17 protein-coding genes are annotated in these 20,332 nt (G+C 66.1%); 14 read left to right on the top strand and 3 right to left on the bottom strand.

The genetic code is table 11. From position 1 onward, the window contains the following. Positions 1 to 96: 96 nt before the first annotated feature. The 4 genes from dnaX (at position 97) to M3I54_RS28960 (ending at position 4,997) form a co-directional block, all read left to right on the top strand. Entirely contained in the window at positions 97 to 2,469 is a 2,373-nt protein-coding gene (gene dnaX / locus M3I54_RS28975; protein WP_254342096.1) for a DNA polymerase III subunit gamma/tau, read from the top strand. Positions 2,470 to 2,551: 82 nt separating this feature from the next. Further along, positions 2,552 to 2,878 carry a YbaB/EbfC family nucleoid-associated protein gene (locus M3I54_RS28970; RefSeq protein WP_028204938.1) on the top strand — a complete coding sequence of 109 codons (327 nt, stop codon included), beginning with the start codon at positions 2,552 to 2,554 and terminating at the stop codon, positions 2,876 to 2,878. A 179-nt stretch (positions 2,879 to 3,057) separates the two neighbouring features. Next, complete coding sequence (gene recR, locus M3I54_RS28965; protein ID WP_028204939.1) at positions 3,058 to 3,654, top strand: recombination mediator RecR; 597 nt, start codon at positions 3,058 to 3,060, stop codon at positions 3,652 to 3,654. Between the two features lie 71 nt (positions 3,655 to 3,725). Continuing rightward, on the top strand, positions 3,726 to 4,997 hold the full coding sequence (locus tag M3I54_RS28960) for a CaiB/BaiF CoA-transferase family protein (protein ID WP_254342095.1): 1,272 nt from the start codon (positions 3,726 to 3,728) through the stop codon (positions 4,995 to 4,997). 86 nt (positions 4,998 to 5,083) lie between these two features. On the opposite strand, the gene M3I54_RS28955 is transcribed toward M3I54_RS28960, so the two are convergent. Next, complete coding sequence (locus tag M3I54_RS28955) at positions 5,084 to 6,055, bottom strand: NADPH:quinone oxidoreductase family protein (RefSeq protein ID WP_254342094.1); 972 nt, start codon at positions 6,053 to 6,055, stop codon at positions 5,084 to 5,086. 268 nt (positions 6,056 to 6,323) lie between these two features. On the opposite strand from M3I54_RS28955, the gene surE reads away from it, so the two are divergent. The 5 genes from surE to M3I54_RS28930 are packed head-to-tail and all read left to right on the top strand — an operon-like array spanning position 6,324 to position 10,991. Then, positions 6,324 to 7,085, top strand: a complete 762-nt coding sequence (gene surE, locus M3I54_RS28950) for a 5'/3'-nucleotidase SurE (protein WP_254342093.1) — start codon at positions 6,324 to 6,326, stop codon at positions 7,083 to 7,085. Beyond that, complete coding sequence (locus M3I54_RS28945) at positions 7,082 to 8,143, top strand: protein-L-isoaspartate(D-aspartate) O-methyltransferase (protein WP_254342092.1); 1,062 nt, start codon at positions 7,082 to 7,084, stop codon at positions 8,141 to 8,143. Before surE ends, M3I54_RS28945 begins: the two co-directional genes overlap by 4 nt. Before the next feature lie 5 nt (positions 8,144 to 8,148). Further along, positions 8,149 to 9,072 carry a peptidoglycan DD-metalloendopeptidase family protein gene (locus M3I54_RS28940; protein WP_254342091.1) on the top strand — a complete coding sequence of 308 codons (924 nt, stop codon included), beginning with the start codon at positions 8,149 to 8,151 and terminating at the stop codon, positions 9,070 to 9,072. 13 nt (positions 9,073 to 9,085) lie between these two features. Further along, positions 9,086 to 10,192: an RNA polymerase sigma factor RpoS gene (rpoS, locus tag M3I54_RS28935; protein WP_254342090.1), complete on the top strand. Its 1,107-nt coding sequence runs from the start codon at positions 9,086 to 9,088 to the stop codon at positions 10,190 to 10,192. A 19-nt stretch (positions 10,193 to 10,211) separates the two neighbouring features. Then, a complete protein-coding gene (locus M3I54_RS28930; RefSeq protein ID WP_254342089.1) occupies positions 10,212 to 10,991 on the top strand; it encodes a 3'-5' exonuclease in 780 nt (259 codons plus the stop codon). Between the two features lie 15 nt (positions 10,992 to 11,006). On the opposite strand, the gene M3I54_RS28925 is transcribed toward M3I54_RS28930, so the two are convergent. Further along, the gene (locus tag M3I54_RS28925; protein ID WP_254342088.1) at positions 11,007 to 11,888 is read right to left on the bottom strand and encodes an endonuclease/exonuclease/phosphatase family protein; all 882 of its coding nucleotides are present in this window, start codon (positions 11,886 to 11,888) and stop codon (positions 11,007 to 11,009) included. 388 nt (positions 11,889 to 12,276) lie between these two features. On the opposite strand from M3I54_RS28925, the gene rlmD reads away from it, so the two are divergent. Beyond that, the gene (gene rlmD, locus M3I54_RS28920) at positions 12,277 to 13,581 is read left to right on the top strand and encodes a 23S rRNA (uracil(1939)-C(5))-methyltransferase RlmD (RefSeq protein ID WP_254342129.1); all 1,305 of its coding nucleotides are present in this window, start codon (positions 12,277 to 12,279) and stop codon (positions 13,579 to 13,581) included. Between the two features lie 115 nt (positions 13,582 to 13,696). On the opposite strand, the gene M3I54_RS28915 is transcribed toward rlmD, so the two are convergent. Next, on the bottom strand, positions 13,697 to 14,593 hold the full coding sequence (locus M3I54_RS28915) for an outer membrane protein assembly factor BamD (RefSeq protein ID WP_254342087.1): 897 nt from the start codon (positions 14,591 to 14,593) through the stop codon (positions 13,697 to 13,699). Positions 14,594 to 14,634: 41 nt separating this feature from the next. On the opposite strand from M3I54_RS28915, the gene M3I54_RS28910 reads away from it, so the two are divergent. The 4 genes from M3I54_RS28910 to M3I54_RS28895 form a co-directional block, all read left to right on the top strand. Continuing rightward, a complete protein-coding gene (locus M3I54_RS28910; protein WP_254342086.1) occupies positions 14,635 to 15,861 on the top strand; it encodes an RluA family pseudouridine synthase in 1,227 nt (408 codons plus the stop codon). After that, positions 15,858 to 16,727 carry a peptidoglycan editing factor PgeF gene (pgeF, locus tag M3I54_RS28905; protein WP_254342085.1) on the top strand — a complete coding sequence of 290 codons (870 nt, stop codon included), beginning with the start codon at positions 15,858 to 15,860 and terminating at the stop codon, positions 16,725 to 16,727. The genes M3I54_RS28910 and pgeF overlap by 4 nt, the downstream gene beginning before the upstream one ends. Before the next feature lie 410 nt (positions 16,728 to 17,137). Continuing rightward, a complete protein-coding gene (gene phaC / locus M3I54_RS28900) occupies positions 17,138 to 19,153 on the top strand; it encodes a class I poly(R)-hydroxyalkanoic acid synthase (protein ID WP_375542228.1) in 2,016 nt (671 codons plus the stop codon). 90 nt (positions 19,154 to 19,243) lie between these two features. Then, positions 19,244 to 20,332: acetyl-CoA C-acetyltransferase (locus M3I54_RS28895; RefSeq protein ID WP_254342083.1), on the top strand; the 1,089-nt coding region annotated here is incomplete at its 3' end.

The raw sequence follows: 20,332 nt of genomic DNA, 5'->3' as shown, positions 1-20,332 counted from the left end.
ATCGCTTGCTGGCACCGTCGCGCGGCGGCTGCGAACCGAGCATTGGCCGCCTTTCGATTCATCTGGACGCGCGGGCGTTGCTGATACAATTTCCAGATGACCTATCAAGTTCTCGCACGCAAGTGGCGACCGAAGGATTTCGCTTCGCTCGTCGGACAGGAGCACGTGGTGCGCGCGCTCACGCATGCACTCGACGGCGGCCGCCTGCATCATGCGTACCTCTTCACAGGCACGCGCGGCGTGGGCAAGACGACGCTGTCGCGTATCTTCGCCAAGGCGCTCAACTGTGAGACCGGCGTGACGTCGAAGCCCTGCGGCGTGTGCCGCGCGTGCCGGGAAATCGACGAAGGGCGCTTCGTCGATTACGTCGAGATGGATGCGGCGAGCAATCGCGGCGTGGACGAAATGGCCGCGCTGCTCGAGCGTGCGGTCTACGCGCCGGTCGATGCGCGCTTCAAGGTCTATATGATCGACGAAGTGCACATGCTCACGAACCACGCCTTCAACGCGATGCTGAAGACGCTGGAAGAGCCGCCGCCGCATGTGAAGTTCATCCTTGCGACGACGGACCCGCAGAAGATTCCGGTCACGGTGCTCTCGCGCTGCCTCCAGTTCAATTTGAAGCAGATGCCGGCGGGCAACATCGTGGAGCATCTCACGCACATTCTTGGTGAGGAGAAGGTCGAGTTCGAGCCGCAGGCGCTGCGCCTGCTCGCGCGCGCCGCCGACGGCTCGATGCGCGACGCGCTTTCGCTCACCGACCAGGCCATCGCTTATTCGGCTAACCAGGTCACCGAAGAAGCGGTGCGCGGCATGCTCGGCGCGCTCGATCAAAGCTATCTGATCCGCCTGATCGACGCGCTCGTGGCCGGCGACGGTGCGAACGTGCTTGCCATCGCCGACGAAATGGCGCTGCGCAGCCTGTCGTTCTCCACCGCGCTGCAGGACCTCGCGAGTCTGTTTCATCGCATTGGCTGGGCGCAGTTCGCGCCTTCCTCGGTGCTCGACGAGTGGCCGGAAGCCGACGACATTCGCCGTTTCGCAGAAGCGCTGAGCCCCGAGCAGGTCCAGCTTTTCTATCAGATCGCGACCCTTGGCCGCAGCGAACTCGGCCTTGCGCCCGACGAATACGCTGGCTTCACGATGACGCTCCTGCGCATGCTCGCGTTCGAGCCTTCCGTGAGCGCGGGCAGTGTGGGTAGCGCGCCGGCGTCGAAGCCCGCTGCGGCGGCCACGGGCGCGCGTGCGGCGGCTCCGGTAGCGGCGTTGGCGCGCAGTGCGGCGCCTGCCGTTGCGCAGCCGGTCGCGCCGAAGCCGGAAGCGCCGGTGCCGCAGTCGATAGAAGCCGCACCGGCGAAGACGCCCGTTGTCGAGCCGCAAGCGAGCGCGCCTGCGCCACTCGCGAGGCCCGTAACCGAAGCGCGCGTCGTACCTCCCTGGGAAGACGAGGGCGAGTCCGCGCCGAACCTGGGCACAGCGCCGCAAGCTGCGCCTGCCGCTGCGGTCGAGCCGGCTGCAGCCGCTCCCGCGCCGGCAGAAGAGACGCAACCCGTTCAAAGCGCGGCCGCCGCACCCGGGCCGCAATTCGAATCGCGTGCGGAACCTGCCGCTACGGCGTCCGCTCGTGGTGGTCCAGGTGCTGCGCTCGACGTGCTGCGCAGCAAGGGTATGCGCGTTGCCACGGGCCGCGGTCCCGCTGCCGGCGCGGCCGCCCCGGCGCCCGCGCCGAAGGCCGCGCCGCGCATGGAAGTGAAGGTGCCGACGCCCGATCCGGCTCGCCGCGCCGCCACCGCGCAGGAAGCGCAGGCGCGCCAGCCGGCGCGTAACGCAAACGCGCAGCAAGACGCCTCGGGCGCGCCGCCGTGGGACGAGATCCCGCCCGACGACTACGTGCCGCTCGGCGCCGATGACGCGTACTTTGCGCCGCCCGACGACGGCTTCGTGCCTGCCTACGACAGCGAGCCGTCCGCGCCGCGCGGCGCCGCTTCGTTGCCGACGCCGTCGCCGGCCGTGGTCGACGTGGGCAAGCTGCCGTCGGGCATTCCGCTCGGTCCGATCGGTTTCACGGGAGACTGGCCCGCGCTCGCCGCCACGCTTTCGCTCAAGGGCATCTCCTACCAGCTCGCGTTCAACAGCGAACTGACGGCGCTCGAAGGCACACTGCTCAAATTGAGCGTGCCGGTGCCGCAGTACGCAGAAGCCTCGCAGGTCGCGAAACTCAAGGCGGCGCTTGCCGAGCGTCTTGGCAAAACCGTTGAAGTGAGCGTAGAAGTCGGCCCCGCGCGCCGCACGGCGGCCGCGCTCGACGCCGCCGAGCGCGCCCAGCGTCAACGCGAAGCCGAGCGCGAGATTGGCGCCGACCCCTTCGTGCAGCAACTGATTCGCGACTTCGGCGCGAGCATCGTGCCGGGCTCGATCCGGCCGGTCGCGCCGGAAGCCGCATCGGGCGGCACTCAGGCCGCCCACTGATTTGCGCCGCGCGGCGCGGGAAGCGTCGCGCGCTTTTGAGCGCATTGATTCGAACGACTACGATCCAGAAGGAGCAGTGACTATGTTGAAAGGCCAACTCGCAGGGCTCATGAAGCAAGCCCAGCAGATGCAGGAAAACATGAAGAAGATGCAGGAGCAGCTTGCCCAGATCGAAGTCGAGGGTCAGGCTGGCGCCGGTCTCGTCAAGGTCACGATGACCTGCCGCAACGACGTGCGCCGCGTGTCGATCGATCCGAGCCTGCTCGCTGACGACAAGGACATGCTCGAAGACCTCGTGGCTGCGGCGTTCAACGACGCGGTGCGCAAGGCCGAAGCCACCTCGCAGGAAAAGATGGGCGGCATGACCGCCGGCCTGCCGCTGCCGCCGGGCTTCAAGATGCCGTTCTAAGGAACGTTGCGAGCGCCGCGTCTGCTTCGGGCAGGCCGGTGCCCGCGCGTCCCGCGTGCCTTGCCGCAGCCGGCACGGCTGCGCAGGCGTCATGGTGTCAAAAGCAGCAGGTAGCAGCAGGAAGCACCCCGAAGTCGATTCCGCTTCAAACTCCGTCGCGCATCTCGCGCTGAATCCGCATGAAACAACCTTCCGCTCTCGCCGCTCTCGTCGAGGCGCTGCGCGTGTTGCCCGGTGTCGGGCCGAAGTCGGCGCAACGCATGGCTTATCACCTGATGCAGCACGACCGTGACGGCGCCGAAAAGCTCGGCAACGCGCTCCTGTTCGCGACCGGGAATCTGAAGCACTGCGAGAAGTGCAATACCTTCACCGAAGCTCAGGTCTGCGAAACTTGCCTGGACGAGGAGCGTGACCCTACGCTGCTGTGCGTCGTCGAAACGCCGGCCGACCAGATCATGCTCGAACAGACCATGACGTACCGCGGGTTGTATTTCGTGCTGATGGGGCATCTGAGTCCGCTCGACGGCATCGGTCCGAAAGAGATCCATTTCGACCGGCTCGTGAAGCGCGCGTCGGACGGCGTCGTCAAGGAAGTGGTGCTCGCAACCAATTTCACGAACGAGGGCGAGGCGACGGCCCATTATCTCGGCCAGACGCTCAAGGCGCGCGGACTCGCCGTCACGCGCCTCGCACGCGGGGTGCCAGTGGGTGGCGAGCTCGAATATGTCGACGCGGGTACCATCGCGCGGGCCATGCTCGACCGGCGCTCGATGTAGCGTCTCGCCATGCTTCGATCGCGGCGTAGTCGATATGGCGCCGCACGCCGAACAGAACGAAAGGAGACACCATGAGCGCAGCTGCCGCTTCCCCCGATTCCCAATCGAACGCATCCGCAGCGAAAGGCGCGGGCCCGCTTGCGGGCGTCAAAGTCCTCGAACTCGGCACGCTGATCGCGGGCCCGTTCGCCGCCCGCTTTCTCGGCGAGTTCGGCGCCGAGGTCATCAAGATCGAAGACCCCAAGGGCGGCGATCCGCTGCGCAAATGGCGCAAGCTCTACCCGGAGGCGGGCGGCACTTCGCTCTGGTGGGCCGTGCAGGCGCGCAACAAGAAGTCCGTCACGGTGAATCTCAAAGCCGAAGAGGGCAAGGAGATCGTGCGGCGGCTCGCGAAGGAAGCCGATATCGTCATCGAGAACTTTCGGCCAGGTCTGCTCGAAAAACTCGGGCTCGGCTACGATGTGCTCTCGAAGGAGAATCCCGGCCTCGTGATGGTGCGGCTCTCGGGCTACGGCCAGACCGGCCCGTATCGCGACCGTCCGGGCTTCGGCGCGATCGCAGAATCGATGGGCGGCCTGCGCCACATTACCGGCTATCCCGATCTGCCGCCGCCGCGCATCGGCATTTCGATCGGCGACTCGATTGCCGCGCTGCACGGCGTGATCGGCGCGATGATGGCGCTCCATCATCGCAACATGAACGGCGGCAGCGGCCAGATTGTCGATGTCGCACTCTATGAGGCCGTGTTCAACATGATGGAGAGCGTGGTGCCCGAGTACGGCGTGTACGGCATGGTGCGCGAGCGCACCGGCGCGTCGCTGCCCGGCATCGTGCCGTCGAATACGTATCCGTGCCGGGACGGCAGCATCGTGATCGGCGGCAACAGCGATCCGATCTTCAAGCGGCTGATGACGGCCATCGACCGCGCGGACCTCGCGAACGATCCGCAACTCGCGCACAACGACGGCCGCGTGCCGCGCACGGCGGAGATCGACGGCGCCATCGCGGCGTGGCTCTCCACGCGCACCATCAACGAAGCGCTCGACGTGCTCAACGCCGCCGACGTGCCGGTGGGCCGCATCTACAGCGTGGCCGACATGTTCGCCGATCCGCAATTCGCGGCGCGCCAGATGATCCAGCAGTTCCGCTGGCAAGCGCCGGATGCGAAGGAAGGCGAGGGCGTGGACATCGCGCTGCCCGCGGTCACGCCCAAGCTCTCGGTGACGCCCGGCGATACGCGCTGGCTTGGCCCCGCGCTGGGCGAACATACCGATGAAGTCCTGAAGACGCTGGGCTACGGCGCGGACCACATTGCACGGTTGCGCGAGCAACACATAGTCTAAGGCGGTGTGCATCATGCAAAACGGCTCGCCGGATGTTCACCGGCGAGCCGTTTTCGTTTTGCGTCGTCCTGCGTGACAGGAAACGTTCAGGGCTCGATCACGATCTTGCCGGTCACCTTGCGCGAGGCCATGTCCTTGAGCGCCTCCGCTGTGTCGGCGAGCTTATAGCGCTTCGAGACGTACGGCTTGAGTTTGCCTTCGCCGATCCAGCCCACCATCTGTGCAAACGCTGCCGCATTGTGCTGCGGCTCGCGACGCGCGAAATCGCCCCAGAACACGCCGACGAGGCTCGCGCCCTTGAGCAGCGCGAGATTGAGCGGCAGCCTGGGAATCTCGCCATTCGCGAAGCCCACCACGAGATAGCGTCCGCGCCAGCCGATGCTGCGGAACGCCGGTTCCGCATACTCGCCGCCCACGGGGTCGTAGATCACGTCGGGGCCCTTGCCGTCGGTGAGCGCCTTGACGCGCTCGCGCAAATCCTCGGTGCTGTAATTGATGGTGGCGTCCGCACCGAACCGGCGGCAGACTTCGAGCTTCTCCTCGCTCGAGGCGGCCGCGATCACGCGCGCGCCGAGCACCTTGCCGATTTCGACAGCCGCGAGGCCCACGCCGCCCGCCGCGCCGAGCACGAGCATCGTTTCGCCTGCGCGCAGCGCGGCGCGATCGACGACGGCGTGATGCGACGTGCCATACGCGAGCGTGAAGGCGGCGGCCGTCGCGAAATCGGCGGCTTCGGGCAGCGCCACGCACGCCGATGCGTCCGCAAGCACCTGCTCGGCGAATGCGCCAGTGCCCACATACGCCACCACGCGCGTACCGGGCGCGAGCTTCACGCCTTCGCCCGCAGCGCGCACGACGCCCGCGAGTTCGGCGCCGGGCGTGAAGGGCAGCGGCGGCTTCATCTGATACTTGTTCTCGATGATGAGCACATCGGGAAAGTTGACAGCCGCGGCCTTCACGTCGATCACGACCTGGCCCGGGCCCGGCACGAGATCGGGCGAGTCTTCGAGCCTGAGCGAGTCGGGCGGCCCGTACTGGTTGCAGCGGATTGCGCGCATCGTGTCTCCTGTCTTTTCCGATTCGGTTGCTTTCAGTTGCGTTGGTCATGCATTCACTACAGCGGGACAGTGTACGGCAATCCGCCGCAATGTGAACGACCGTGCGATTTATTCCGCGTCGACGACACGTGTCTTTCGAGACGTACCGCGGAGGCGAATGCGTCCTGGACCGGCGTGTGATATCGACGTTCGGCGCAGTGCCAAACACGCACTCCGCAAGGGCCGGGCTGTCGTTCGCGTGCCTTCTTTCCTCGGTTACAATCGCTCGATGCGAATACTACTCAGCAACGACGACGGTTATCTCGCCCCCGGTCTTGCGGCGCTCTATGAAGCGCTCAAGCCGCTCGGCGAAGTCACGGTCATGGCGCCCGAGCAGAACTGCAGCGCCGCATCGAACTCGCTTACGCTGTGGCGCCCGCTGTCGGTGTTGCGGTCGGCGAGCACCGGCTTCTATTACGTGAACGGCACGCCCACCGACTCGGTGCACATTGCGCTCACGGGCATGCTCGACCAGCAGCCCGACCTCGTGGTCTCCGGCATCAACAACGGCCAGAACATGGGCGAGGACACGCTGTACTCGGGCACCGTGGCCGCGGCAACCGAAGGCATCATGTTCGGCGTGCCGGCCATTGCGTTTTCGCTCGTCGACAAGGACTGGGTGCATCTCGATTCCGCCGCGCGCGTCGCGGCCGAGATCGTTGCGCATTACCTCGCGAACCCGTTGCCGGGTCATCCACTGCTGAACGTCAACATCCCGAACCTGCCATACGACGAGCTTGGCGATTGGCGCGTCACGCGCCTCGGCAAGCGTCATCCTTCGCAGCCCGTGATCCGCCAGACCAACCCGCGCGGCGAGCCGATCTACTGGATCGGGCCGTCTGGCAGCGCACGCGACGCGAGCGAGGGCACGGACTTCCACGCGGTATCGAACGGCCATGTGTCGATCACGCCGCTGCAACTCGATCTCACCCATACGCAGATGCTGTCCGCGACGCACGACTGGGCGCGCAAGGGCGGCAGCGCTTCATGACGGGCGAGCGCACGAAGCGTTTTCCGCTCGGGCTCGCGGATCTCGTACGCGAGCCGCGCCGGCGCGACACGCGCCCGGGCGATGCACGCACGTCGCTCGCGGGCGCGGGCAACAGCAGTTCGTCGAAACCGGGGGTCGGCGCGCTCGCGAAGCCCGGCGCGAAGGTAGGGACTTCGGCCGTTGCGAAGTCCACTGCAAACTCGCCGTTCAAGGCGCCGCCTGCGAAGCCGGTCAATGCGAAGGCGGTGAGCGCAAAGCCGGCGAGTTCGATCAAGTCTGCGCATCCTGTTGGCAACGCAGCCGCGCCGCGCGCCGCAATGCCCGGCGGCGTGAGTGCGCCGCGTGCCGCGGTAGCCGTCACGGGCGCGCCCACCGTTGCGCTCAACGGCGCGCACGCGCTGACTTCGGAACGCATACGCGAACGCATGGTCGAACGCCTGCGTACGAATGGCATTGCCGATGCACGCGTGCTTCAGGCGCTCGCGGCCGTGCCGCGCCACATGTTCATCGACCCGGGTCTTGCTACCCAGGCCTACGAAGATGCGGCGTTGCCGATCGGTCATCACCAGACCATCTCGAAGCCTTCCGTGGTCGCGCGCATGCTCGAGCTCGCTGGCGCGGGCCGCGTGCTGGAGCGCGTGCTGGAAATCGGCACCGGCTGCGGCTATCAGGCAGCCGTGTTGAGCCAGATTGCGCGCGACGTGTATTCCATTGAACGCATCAAGCCGTTATACGAGCGCGCGAAGACGAATCTTCGTCCGCTGCGTATCCCGAATATCCGCTTGCACTACGGCGACGGACGGCTCGGGTTGCCGTCGGCGGCGCCGTTCGACGCGATCGTAATCGCCGCTGCTGGCTTCGACGTGCCGCAGGCGCTGCTCGAGCAACTCGCCATCGGCGGGCGGCTCGTGGCGCCGGTAGCGGTGTCCGGCACGCAGAGTGCCGCCGGCGAAGCGACGCAGGTCCTCACGCTCGTCGAGCGTACGGGGCCGGCGCAGTGGCGGGAGTCACGGCTGGATCGCGTTTTCTTTGTCCCCTTAAAATCTGGAGTGATCTGAATCCGATGAGTATGTTGCGCGCGATCAAAAGAAACCGCCTGAATGTCGACCTGTCCGAAGCCACGCTGATTGCAGCCCAGCGCGGCGCGGCGGTCGCCGCGCTCTGTCTTCTGGCCGCATGCGCCACGCGACTCGATCAGGCGCCTGTGGTGGACCGCACCGCGCCGCTCGGCACGGCGGCCGCGCAGCCTCCGGTGCCGCTCGGGCCGCCGCCTCCGGGATATTACCGGGTGAAGCCGGGCGACACTGTCTATAGGATTGCGCTCGAAAACGGCCAGAACTATCGCGACATCGCGACGTGGAACAATCTCACCAACCCGAACCAGATCGAGGTGGACCAGTTGTTGCGCGTCGTGCCGCCGGGTGCGAATCCCTCGGCGTACACGCCGGGTGTCGTGACCGCGCCGGTGCCGGGCGTGGGTGCCGCGCCGGGCGCTCCGGCAGCGGGGTCGCCGGCGCAGCCGCCGATCTACGGTTCGGGTGCGAACGCTGCGGCGCCGACAGCCGCCGTGCCGCCGCAGCCGGGTGCAAGCGGCGGCGACATGGCCGCCGCGCCGGGCGGCAACATCGCGCTTGCGTGGCCGGTGCGTGGTCCGGTGCTCAACGGCTTCGACGATACGAAGAACAAAGGCATCAATATTGGCGGTGCGCCGGGCGATCCTGTCAAGGCAGCCGGCGATGGACGCGTGGTTTATGCCGGAAATGGGCTGCGCGGTTACGGCAATCTCATTATCATCAAGCATGACGCGACGTTTTTGACCGCGTATGCACACAACCGGACTTTGATGGTAAAAGAAGGGGATGCGGTCACCAAAGGTCAGAAGATCGCCGAAATGGGCAATACCGACTCGGACCGGGTGATGCTGCATTTCGAAGTACGCCGTCAGGGTAAGCCCGTCGACCCACTGAAGTACTTGCCGCCGCAATAAAAGCGAGCCGACCATGCCGAAATCGAAGCGCCGTCTGCAGCAATCCGAGTCTGACAGCCAAGCCGCCCAGGTTTCGGTGGAGGACGGCGCGCAGGCGGGCGACGACGACGCGTCGCCCGACCTCGACGGCGGCCGCGACTACGAAGAGCGCGAGGAGCGTGAAGAGCGCGATTCCCCGGCCGACGAAGGCGGCTCGGGCGAGGGCGCCGAAACCGCCGAGGCCGCGCCCGACGCCGACGATTTCCGCGCCATGCTGCAGGCCGAACTCACGGCCGACACCATCCAGCATTATCTGAACCGGATCAGCGTGAAGCCGCTCCTCACTGTCGAGGAGGAGCAGCGCTACTCGCGGCTCGCCAAGGCCGGCGAGTTCGAAGCGCGTCAGGTCATGATCGAGCGCAATCTGCGCCTCGTCGTCAGCATTGCCAAGGGTTACCTCAATCGCGGCGTGCCGCTGCTCGACTTGATCGAGGAGGGCAACCTCGGCCTCATGCACGCGATCGAGAAGTTCGATCCCACGCGTGGCTTCCGTTTCTCGACTTATGCGACGTGGTGGATCCGCCAGAGCATCGAGCGCGCGATCATGAACCAGGCGCGCACCGTGCGTTTGCCGGTGCACGTGATCCGCGAGCTCAACCAGGTGCTGCGCGCGAAGCGACATCTGGAGAAGAATTCGCTCAACGCCGATTCGGCCTCCGAGCGACGCGACGCGAGCATCGACGACATCGCGTATCTCACCGGCAAGACCACCGAGGAAGTCACCGACATTCTCGCGCTCAACGAACACACGGCCTCGCTCGACGCGCCGCTCGACCTCGACCCGGCCAGCAGCCTGCTCGACCTGCTTTCGGACGACCAGAGCCAGTCGCCCGACGCCGAAGTGCAGCATCGCGAACTGGAAACGCTTACACGCGCGTGGCTCGGTCGGTTATCCGACAAGCATCGCCACGTCATCGAACGGCGCTTCGGGCTGAACCATATCGAGCCCGCCACGCTCGAAGAGCTGGCCGACGAAATGGGCCTCACCCGCGAGCGAGTGCGGCAGATCCAGCAGGAGGCGCTGGTGCGCCTCAAGCGCTTTTTCGCTTCGAACGGCGTGCGCAAGGACGCCGTTCTCTAAACCCTCGCAGTCCATCTGAATGACAGTTCCCGTACTCGTATTCGACATCGAGACGATTCCCGATGTCGACGGCATTCGCCGTCTCGAAGATTTGCCCGCCACGCTCACCGACACCGAAGTGGCCGAGCACGCCTTCGCCGCGCGCCGCGAGAAAACCGGCAGCGATTTCCTGCCGCATCACTTGCAGCGGGTCGCCGCGATCTCGTGCGTGTTTCGCGACGGCCAGGGCTTTCGCGTGCGCTCGCTCGGCACCCCCGAAGACGGCGAAGCGCGCCTGATCGATTCGTTCTACCGCACGATCGAGAAGTATTCGCCGCAGCTCGTTTCGTGGAACGGCGGCGGCTTCGACTTGCCGGTGCTGCACTATCGTGCGCTCGTGCACGGCATTCGCGCGGTGCGCTACTGGGAAACGGGCGAAGAGGACCGCGAGTTCAAGTGGAACAACTACCTTAGCCGCTACCACACGCGACACACCGACCTGATGGATGTTCTCGCGATGTACCAGCCGCGCGCGAACGCGCCGCTCGACGCGCTCGCGAAGCTCTGCGGCTTTCCGGGCAAGCTCGGCATGGACGGCGGCCAGGTGTGGACCGCGTTTCAGGAAGGCCGCATCGAGGAAATCCGCAACTACTGCGAAACCGACGTGGTCAACACGTATCTGCTCTATTGCCGGTTTCAGATGATGCGTGGCGGTTTCACAGAGCGCGAATATGCGGATGAGATCGAGTTCGTGAAGCAGTCGCTTGCCGCGGAAACCGCGCCGCATTGGGGCGAGTATCTCAAGGCGTTCGCGAGCTAAGTACGGCGAAATCTCTCAGCTCAGCTCGAGCACGATTGGCTGATGATCCGAAGCCTGCGTCGCGCCGTCTATTTCGCAGCTTCGCAAGCGTGCGCGCAAATCCTCCGTGACAAAGACGAAGTCGCACGCGAGCGGGCCGTCCGACCATTGCTGCGTGTCGTAGACGCCGGCGGTGGGCGGTGGCGTCGCGCCCGCATGAAGCGCGCTCCACGCGTCGATGAAGGCGGGGCTGCCCGCGAGCGGTTCGAGCATGCGCGTGTACGCCTCGCTGCCCCACGCGCTGTTGAAGTCGCCGCAGACGATCGCGGATACGGGGCGCGCGGTGCGGGCGAACGGGCCAACATCGTTTTCGGCTGGCGCGGGGTGCGCCGCGTGATCGGCGGCTTCCTGCTGCAGGCGCCGCAACTCGTCCACTTGCGCGAGCCGCTGGCGCGGCGAATAGAACTCCAGATGCGTGACCAGCACGCGCAGCGCGCCGCCCGGCGCGTCGAGCACGGCTTCGAGCGCCACGCGTTGCATCGAGGGTGCGGTGGAGTCGGCGGGCCACGGCAGGGCGTGGCGAAAAACCTGCGCGACTGGCAAGTGCGTGGCGAGCGCGTTGCCGAACTGGCGGCGCGGCATCTGCGCCATGCCTTGACTGGAGGCTTGCGCGTCACGCGGCGCAGGCAAGTCGGCGCCGATTGCTTCGATGACCGTATACCCGGGCAGGAGCGAGCGCAGTTCGGCGAACTGATCGTCGCCAGGCCCCCCCGGCAGCGCCCGAAAACCGCGCGTGATTTCCTGCAGGCATAGCACGTCGAAGTCGGCGAGGCGCTGGGCCTCGCGCACCGTGCGCGCGAGATCGACGACGCCAGCAGCGTCGCGCCCCCACTGCACATTCCAGCTCACCAGTTTCATCGGCACGCTCCTCGCATGGCGCGGCGGCGGTTCCCGCACGTTCAACCCTAGCCTGGTTTCTTCTGAAGTGTTGTATGACAAATGAGAAGGCAGCGGCGGATACGGGGCGTAGAGAGCACGATCGGACAAGTTCGAAAACAGCAGCGACGGAGCGCGGGCGTCGACTTCGACTACAATCTCGCCTTCGCCCACAATTCACTCATCGTCAGTCAGGAATCCGCTGGTGTCTCAAGCTGCCCCCGACCCTCAAGCCGAGCCTGCTCAGGCCGCGCCCATGCCGTCCACGCCCTCGAAAAAGCGCACCAAGCGCGAGCGCCGCGCCGAAAAGCGCGCCGCCATCGAAGCCTCGGTCGCTCATGCCCCCATTCTCGAGATCGAGTCGCTCGACATGGAGGCCCGCGGCGTTGGCCGCACCGTGACCGAGACGGGCGAGCCCGGCAAGGTGATCTTCGTCGAGGGCGCGTTGCCGGGCGAGCGCGTGACCTACCTCAGCTACCGCAAGAAGCCCACGTTCGAACAGGCGCAAGTGGTCGACGTGCTGCGCGAGAGCGCGATCCGCACGAAGCCGCAGTGCGCGTTCTTCGGCACCTGCGGCGGCTGCTCGATGCAGCACCTCGACGTGCGTGCGCAGATCGCCGTCAAGCAGCGCGTGCTCGAAGACAGCCTCATGCACCTCTCGAAGGTGCGTTCGGAGACGATGTTCCGGCCGATTCACGGGCCGTCGTGGGGCTACCGCTATCGTGCGCGCCTCACGGTGCGCAACGTGCCGAAAAAGGGCGGTGTGCTGGTCGGCTTCCACGAGAAGAAGAGCAGCTACGTGGCCGACATGACGAGCTGCGAAGTGCTGCCGCCGAACGTCTCGGCAATGCTCGTGCCGCTGCGCCATCTGGTGGCCGCGCTGTCGATTCGCGATCGCATGCCGCAGATCGAACTCGCCGTGGGTTCGAGCGTGACGGCGCTCGTGCTGCGCATTCTCGAGCCGCTCACGGCCGCCGACGAGGACTTGCTGCGCGCGTTCGCGGACGAGCACAACGTCCAGTTCTGGCTGCAGCCGAAGGGCCCGGAAACGGTGTTCCCGTTCTATCCGCTCGACAAGGAACTGGACTACACGCTGCCCGAATACGGCATTCGCATGCCGTTCAAGCCGACGGACTTCACGCAGGTCAATCATCAGATCAACCGCGTGCTGGTGGGCCGCGCATTGCGCCTGCTCGCGCCGGAGGCGGGCGACCGCGTGCTCGATCTGTTTTGCGGCATCGGCAACTTCACGCTGCCGCTCGCGCGTGTCGCGCGCGAAGTGGTGGGGATCGAAGGCAGCGATTCGCTGACGGCCCGCGCGCTGGAAAATGCGCGCGCCAATGGCGTGGAGGGCCACACGTCGTTTGCGTGCCGCAATCTGTTCGAAGTCACCGCCGACGACATCCGCGCGCTCGGCCACTTCGACAAGTTTCTGGTCGACCCGCCGCGCGAAGGCGCGTTCGCCGTTTCCCAGGCACTCGCGGAAATCGCGCGCAGCGGCGATGGCCCGCTGCCCAGGCGCATCGTCTACGTGTCGTGCAGTCCCGGAACGCTGGCGCGCGATGCGGGTGTGCTCGTCAATGAGGCCGGCTACCGGCTCAAGGGCGCGGGCGTAGTCAACATGTTCCCGCACACGTCGCACGTGGAATCGATTGCGCTGTTCGAGCGCGATTGAGGAAGCCCGCGGCAGCGCAGGCGCGAAGCCTGCGTTGCTGCTGAAGCCAAAAAAAACGCCACGGAAAACCGTGGCGTTTTGCTTTGTGGCGTGCCTCAAGCTAGAGGCGCGGCGATCACCAGATCTGCCACCAGGACTTGTTTTCTTTGCCGGGGCGTGCGTGACCGGTAATGTACGGGCTGTCCGGGAAGGTGCCAGCGAGCACGCGGCGCGTGTCTTCGGCAAGCTGCGGCTGATCGAGCTTCTGGTACGACAGGATCATGATGTGCAGCGCGTCTTCGATTGCCGGCGCGCTCTTGTAGTCCTGAATCGCGAGCTGCGCGCGGTTGATGGCCGCCACATAGGCGCCGCGACGATAGTAGTAGTCGGCCGCGTGCACTTCGTGCGAAGCGAGCGCGTTCACGATGTAGCGCATGCGCTGGGCGGCGTCCGGGGCGTACTTGCTCTGCGGATACTTGTCGACCACCATCTTGAACGCGTCATACGACTCGCGCAGCGACTTCGGGTCGCGCTCGCTCATGTCCTGGCCCGAGAAGCGGCCGAACAGACCCAGGTCGTCGTTGAAGTGGATCATGCCCTTGAGGTAGTACGCGTAGGCGATGTCCGGGTGATCCGGGTGCAGCTGGATGAAGCGGTTGATCGCCTGGTCGGCGGCGTCGTTCTCGTTGTCCTTCCAGTTGCAGTAGGCCACGTTGATCTGCGCCTGCTGGGCGAAGTGGCCGAACGGGTCGCGGCCCTGGAGTGCTTCAAAATATTTCGCGCACTTGCCCCAGTCGCCGCCGGCGAGCGCGTCCTGGGCCTCCGTATATAATTTGTTGTTGTTCCACGCTGCCGTTTCGTCGGTCTTTTCCGGCAGGCCGTGGCAGGCCGCGACCACGGCGAGCGCCGTGCCGCAGACAGCAAGGCGAACGACGTTGCCAATCTTGCCGAGCATTTGTGCTCGCGCCGCGCGCATTGCGTTTCGGGCCACCGCATGTTGGGCCAGTTTCGTAATCGTGTTCAAGGCTCGCATTTATCCAGTCCAGCTTCAGGTCCACAGGTGACCCAGACTCAATGACCCGTACAGTTATTCCGGGGGCCGGCGCTCCCGGCGCCCAAAACAGCATCAGCGATTATAGCCTGGGCGATGCGCCCGATGACGCAGCCTCCAGTGAGGCGCGCGACAACGAACTCGCAGGCGAGAACGCCGGCGCCGCCCCGCGCTCGATTCAGGTGCCTGATGAGCTGGCAGGCGAGCGCCTCGACAAGGTGCTCGCGAAAGTATTTCCGGAATTTTCACGCAGCCGTTTGCAGGGCTGGATCGAGGAGCAGCGCGTGCGCGTGGACGGCAAGCCGGCCAAGGTGCGCCAGCCGGTGCCGCTAGGCGCGACCATCGAGCTCGTGCCGGACCTCCTGCCCGAGCAGCTTTCGTTCACGCCCGAGCCGGTGCCGCTCGACATCGTCTACGAGGATGACGCGATCGTCGTCATCAACAAGCCCGCCGGGCTCGTCGTGCATCCGGCCGCGGGCAACTGGAGCGGCACGCTCCTCAACGGCCTCCTGCATCGCTACGGCGCAGCGGCGGCGGGTCTGCCGCGCGCGGGGATCGTCCATCGGCTCGACAAGGAAACGTCCGGGCTGATGGTCGTCGCGCGCACGCTCCAGGCGCAGACCGACCTCGTGCGCCAGTTGCAGGCGCGCACGGTCAAGCGCCGCTATCTCGCGCTCGTGTGGGGCAGCATGGCCGACGAAGGCACCATCGACGCGCCCATCGGCCGCGACCCGCGCGAGCGTACGCGTATGGCGGTGATGAAGGGCGCTTCGGGCAAGCCCGCGCGCACGCACTTCCGGCGCATCGACAAGGCGCTCTGGCACAACCAGCCCGTAAGCGCCATTCATTGCGACCTGGAAACGGGGCGCACACACCAGATTCGTGTGCACTGCGCGCACATCGGCCATCCGTTGCTGGGCGATCCGGTGTACGGACACGCGCGCGGCAAGCGTTCGGTCGCGGCGCTGCCCGACGGCTTCGCGCGCCAGGCGCTGCACGCGTGGCGCCTCGGCCTCGTTCACCCGGTCACGGGCCGCGCGATGCAATGGCGCGCCGAAGTGCCCGACGACCTGGACGCGCTGATCGAGGCGCTCGGCTTCGGCGGCAAGGAAGACGAGGACGAAGTCGGCTTCGATGAAGATATGTTCGACAGTGCCTACACCGACGAAGGCTACGTGATCGGCAGCGACGAGGAAGATTACGAAGACGACGAAGACGACGATGCGCAAGACGAGGACAAGCACGCATGACGACCTGCCCGGAACTCACATCCGACGATTTGCTGCATCCCGACTGGCAGGTTTCGCCGCGCGTGCGCGCGCTGGTGACGACGCGGGGCGGCGGCGTGAGCGAGCCGCCATTCGGGCGCTGGCAGTCGGCACAGGGGGGTGAGGGCGTCGATCTCCCAGGTGGCCTGAATCTCGGTCGCGGCTCCGGCGACGATCTCGTGCACGTCGAGGCGAACCGCGACCGGCTGCTCACACATGCGGGCGTGCCTGCCGCGTGGCTCAAACAGATCCACGGTCCCGTCGTGGTCGACGCCGCGCAGGCGCTAGTCGCTGCGCGCGCGGGCGCCCCGCTCGAAGCCGATGCGAGCGTGACCGCCGAGCCCGGCATCGCCTGCACGGTCATGGTGGCCGACTGCATGCCCGTCTTGCTGTGCGACGGCGAGGGTCGCGCAGTGGGCGCCGCGCACGCGGGCTGGCGCGGGCTGGCCGCCGGCGTCATCGAGCGCACGGCCGAACGCGTTGCTGCGCTCGCGGGCTGTGCGACTGCCGACCTGCATGCGTACCTCGGCCCCATGATCGGGCCCACCGCCTTCGAGGTCGGTGCCGACGTGCGTGACGCGTTCATGACCCATGTGGAGCATGTCGACGCGGCACAACGCGATGCGCACCGCGCCGCCACCGCGGCGGCCTTCGTGGCACGCCCCGAGGCGAGCGGCAAATACCTCGCCAATCTCGCCGCACTGGCGCGGCTGCGGCTCGATACGCTCGGCGTGCGCCACGTGAGCGGCGGCGACATGTGCACGGTCACCCTGCGCGAGCGCTTCTACTCGTACCGGCGCGATCGCGTCACCGGCCGCATGGCCGCGCTGATCTGGCTCCATCCCTGACGTTGCCGCGACGTGCCGCCGCCGTGATGCAATGCGGCGGCGCGTTGCGAGGCAGACGATTTTTGTTGCGCCGCAGCGATTCCCGCAACGCGCTGTGCGCCACTCACTGCGCATTAGATCCCCGATTCCCGCATTGCACTGCAAGCGCTTGCCGTCACGGCGGATTTTTGTGCGCCTGACCGCACAACGATGTGTCGCGGCAGTTAAACAATTGATTACATCGGGAAAACGATAATTAAAAAAATATCGCAGCGCGGCAAAATCGGGCACAAGCATTGACACGCTTTGCAATGGGGAGCAAGAATGTCCCTCACCCACGGGACAGGTCGTGACGAGCGCCGCAACGGCGTCCGTATGCGTACCACCTGCCTCTCAACCAGTCCTTCGGGACACATCGGTCAAAAGCAGGCATGACGGCATCTCAACGTTCCAAGACTGCCCCGGGCACGGGCGCTTCAACTGATGGTGCACCGCGCGGCAATCCGCCTTTCGCTCCCGACGCAGCCGGCATGCAGCAATATCTCCACGCGTGGACGAACGCCTGGAAGAGCGCTCTGAATGCTGCGCAGCAAACGGGCGGCGCGGCGCAGCAAGCGCCCTTTGCGGGACTTGCGGCCAACTGGTGGCCGCCCGCGGGCAATGGCGCGCCTGGCAATCCGTTCGCTGCGGGCAATCCCTTTGCAGCAGGCAATCCGTTTGCAGCAGGCAATCCGTTTGCCCCAGGTAATCCCTTTGCCGCGGGTAATCCGTTTGGCGCCGGCAGTCCTTTCGGTGCAGCCAATCCGTTCGGTGGTGCAAACCCGTTCGAAGGTTTCAAGCTTCCTACGGCATCGATCGAACCCACGCGGCTGCAGCATCTGCAAGCGGATTATTCGCGCGACGCGCTCGACTTGCTCCGCCAGGCCACCGACACCACGCCCAAGGCGCCCGAACTCAAGGACCGGCGCTTCAGCTCCGACGCCTGGAAGGCAACGCCCGCGTATGCGTTCACAGCGGCGTGGTATCTGCTCAACGCGCGCTACCTGCATGAACTCGTCGACGCGATCGATACCGATGCGAAAACGCGCGAGCGCATTCGCTTCGCCGTGCAGCAGTGGACCGCGGCGGCCTCGCCCAGCAACTTCCTCGCGCTCAATCCCGACGCGCAGAGCGCCTTGCTCGAAACCCACGGCGAGAGCCTGCGCCAGGGTGTGATGAACCTGCTCGGTGACATGTCGCGCGGCAAGATCTCGCAAACCGACGAATCGCGCTTCGTGGTGGGCCACAATCTCGCGAACACCGAAGGTTCGGTCGTGTTCGAGAACGCGCTGTTCCAGTTGATCCAGTACAAGCCGCGCACGGCCACCGTGCGTGAGCGGCCGCTTCTGATCGTGCCGCCGTGCATCAACAAGTTCTACATCCTCGACCTGCAGCCCGAGAACTCGCTCGTCGCTTATGCGCTCGAGCAGGGGCAGCAGGTGTTCCTCGTCTCGTGGCACAACGGCGACGCGTCGATTGCGGACCGCTCCTGGGACGACTACATCGAAGAGGGCGTGCTCACGGCCATCGAGACGACGCGCAGCATCAGCGAGCGCGAGCAGATCAACACGCTCGGTTTTTGCGTGGGCGGCACGCTCCTCGCCACGGCGCTGTCCGTCGCGGCGGCGCGCGGCGAACATCCCGCTGCGTCGATGACGCTGCTTACCGCGATGCTCGATTTCAGCGACACGGGCGTGCTCGATGTGTTCGTCGATGAAGCCCACGTGCAGATGCGCGAGCAGACCATCGGCGGCAAGAATGGCGGCACGCCGGGGCTCATGCGCGGCGTCGAGTTCGCGAACACATTCTCGTTCCTGCGGCCCAACGATCTGGTCTGGAACTACGTCGTCGACAATTATCTGAAGGGCCGTACGCCCGCGCCGTTCGACCTGCTGTTCTGGAATAGCGACTCGACGAGCCTGCCGGGGCCGATGTACGCGTGGTACCTGCGCAATACGTACCTGGAAAACAAGCTGCGTGAGCCGGGCGCGCTCACGGTATGCGGCGAGGAAGTGGATCTTTCGCGCATCGAGGTGCCGACGTTCATCTACGGCTCGCGCGAGGATCACATCGTGCCCTGGCGTACGGCGTATGCGTCGGTGCCGTTGCTGTCCGGGCCGCTGAAATTCGTGCTTGGCGCGTCGGGCCATATCGCGGGTGTGATCAACCCCGCGTCGAAGAACAAGCGCAGTTTCTGGAGCATCGAGGCCGACGCGAAGCATCTGCCGGAAGAGGCCGACGACTGGTTAGCGGTTGCCGAGGAAAAACCTGGCAGCTGGTGGCCGACCTGGGCCGAATGGCTCGATCAGTATGGCGGCAAGAAGGTGAAGCCGCGTGCGCAAGCCGGCTCGGCGGAATTCCCCGAGATCGAGCCGGCGCCGGGGCGTTACGTGCAGCAGCGCGATTGAAGCGATTGAAACGCTTGCTGCGGAATTCGGATTAACAACTTGACGGGCGGGGCGCATGGCGCGCCTTCAAGCCGCCCGGAGGATCTGGAAATGACTGACATTGTGATCGTTTCGGCCGCACGTACGGCGGTAGGCAAATTCGGCGGCTCGCTCGCGAAGGTGGCGGCGCCCGACCTGGGCGCGATCATCATCAAGGCCGCGCTCGAGCGCGCGGGCGTGAAGCCCGACCAGGTGAGCGACGTGATCATGGGTCAGGTGCTGACCGCCGGTTCGGGCCAGAACGTGGCGCGTCAGGCGGCGATCAAGGCGGGCCTGCCCGGGGCCGTTCCCGCCATGACGATCAACAAGGTGTGCGGCTCGGGCCTGAAGGCGGTGATGCTGGCCGCGAACGCGATCATCGCGGGCGATTCGGACATCGTCGTGGCCGGCGGCCAGGAGAACATGAGCGCCGCGCCGCACGTGCTGCCGGGCTCGCGCGACGGTTTCCGCATGGGCGACGCGAAACTGATCGACAGCATGATCGTCGACGGCCTGTGGGACGTGTACAACCAGTACCACATGGGCGTGACGGCGGAAAACGTCGCGAAGGAATACGGCATCACGCGCGAGGAGCAGGACGCGTTTGCGGCACTGTCGCAGAACAAGGCGGAAGCCGCGCAGAAGGCGGGCCGCTTCGACGCGGAAATCGTGCCGGTGGCGATTCCCCAGCGCAAGGGCGAGCCGCTGCAGTTCGCGACCGACGAATTCGTGCGCCACGGCGTGACGGCGGAATCGCTCGCGGGTCTGAAGCCGGCGTTCAACAAGGAAGGCACGGTGACGGCGGCGAACGCGTCGGGCATCAACGACGGCGCGGCAGCGGTCGTGGTGATGTCGGCGAAGAAGGCCGAAGCGCTGGGCCTGAAGCCGCTCGCACGCATCAAGGCGTACGCAAGCGGCGGCGTGGACCCGAAGGTGATGGGCATGGGTCCGGTGCCGGCGTCCAGGCGTGCACTGGAGCGCGCGGGCTGGTCGGTGAACGACCTCGATCTCCTGGAGATCAACGAGGCATTTGCCGCGCAGGCGCTGGCCGTGAACAAGCAGATGGGCTGGGACACGTCGAAGATCAACGTGAACGGCGGGGCGATTGCGATCGGTCACCCGATCGGCGCGTCGGGCTGCCGGATTCTCGTGACGCTGCTG

The organism is Paraburkholderia sp. CNPSo 3274, from assembly GCF_024206475.1.
Taxonomy (GTDB): Bacteria; Pseudomonadota; Gammaproteobacteria; order Burkholderiales; family Burkholderiaceae; genus Paraburkholderia.
The sequence above is the reverse complement of the archived record's forward strand: the minus strand, read 5'-3'. Positions and strand labels throughout refer to the sequence as shown.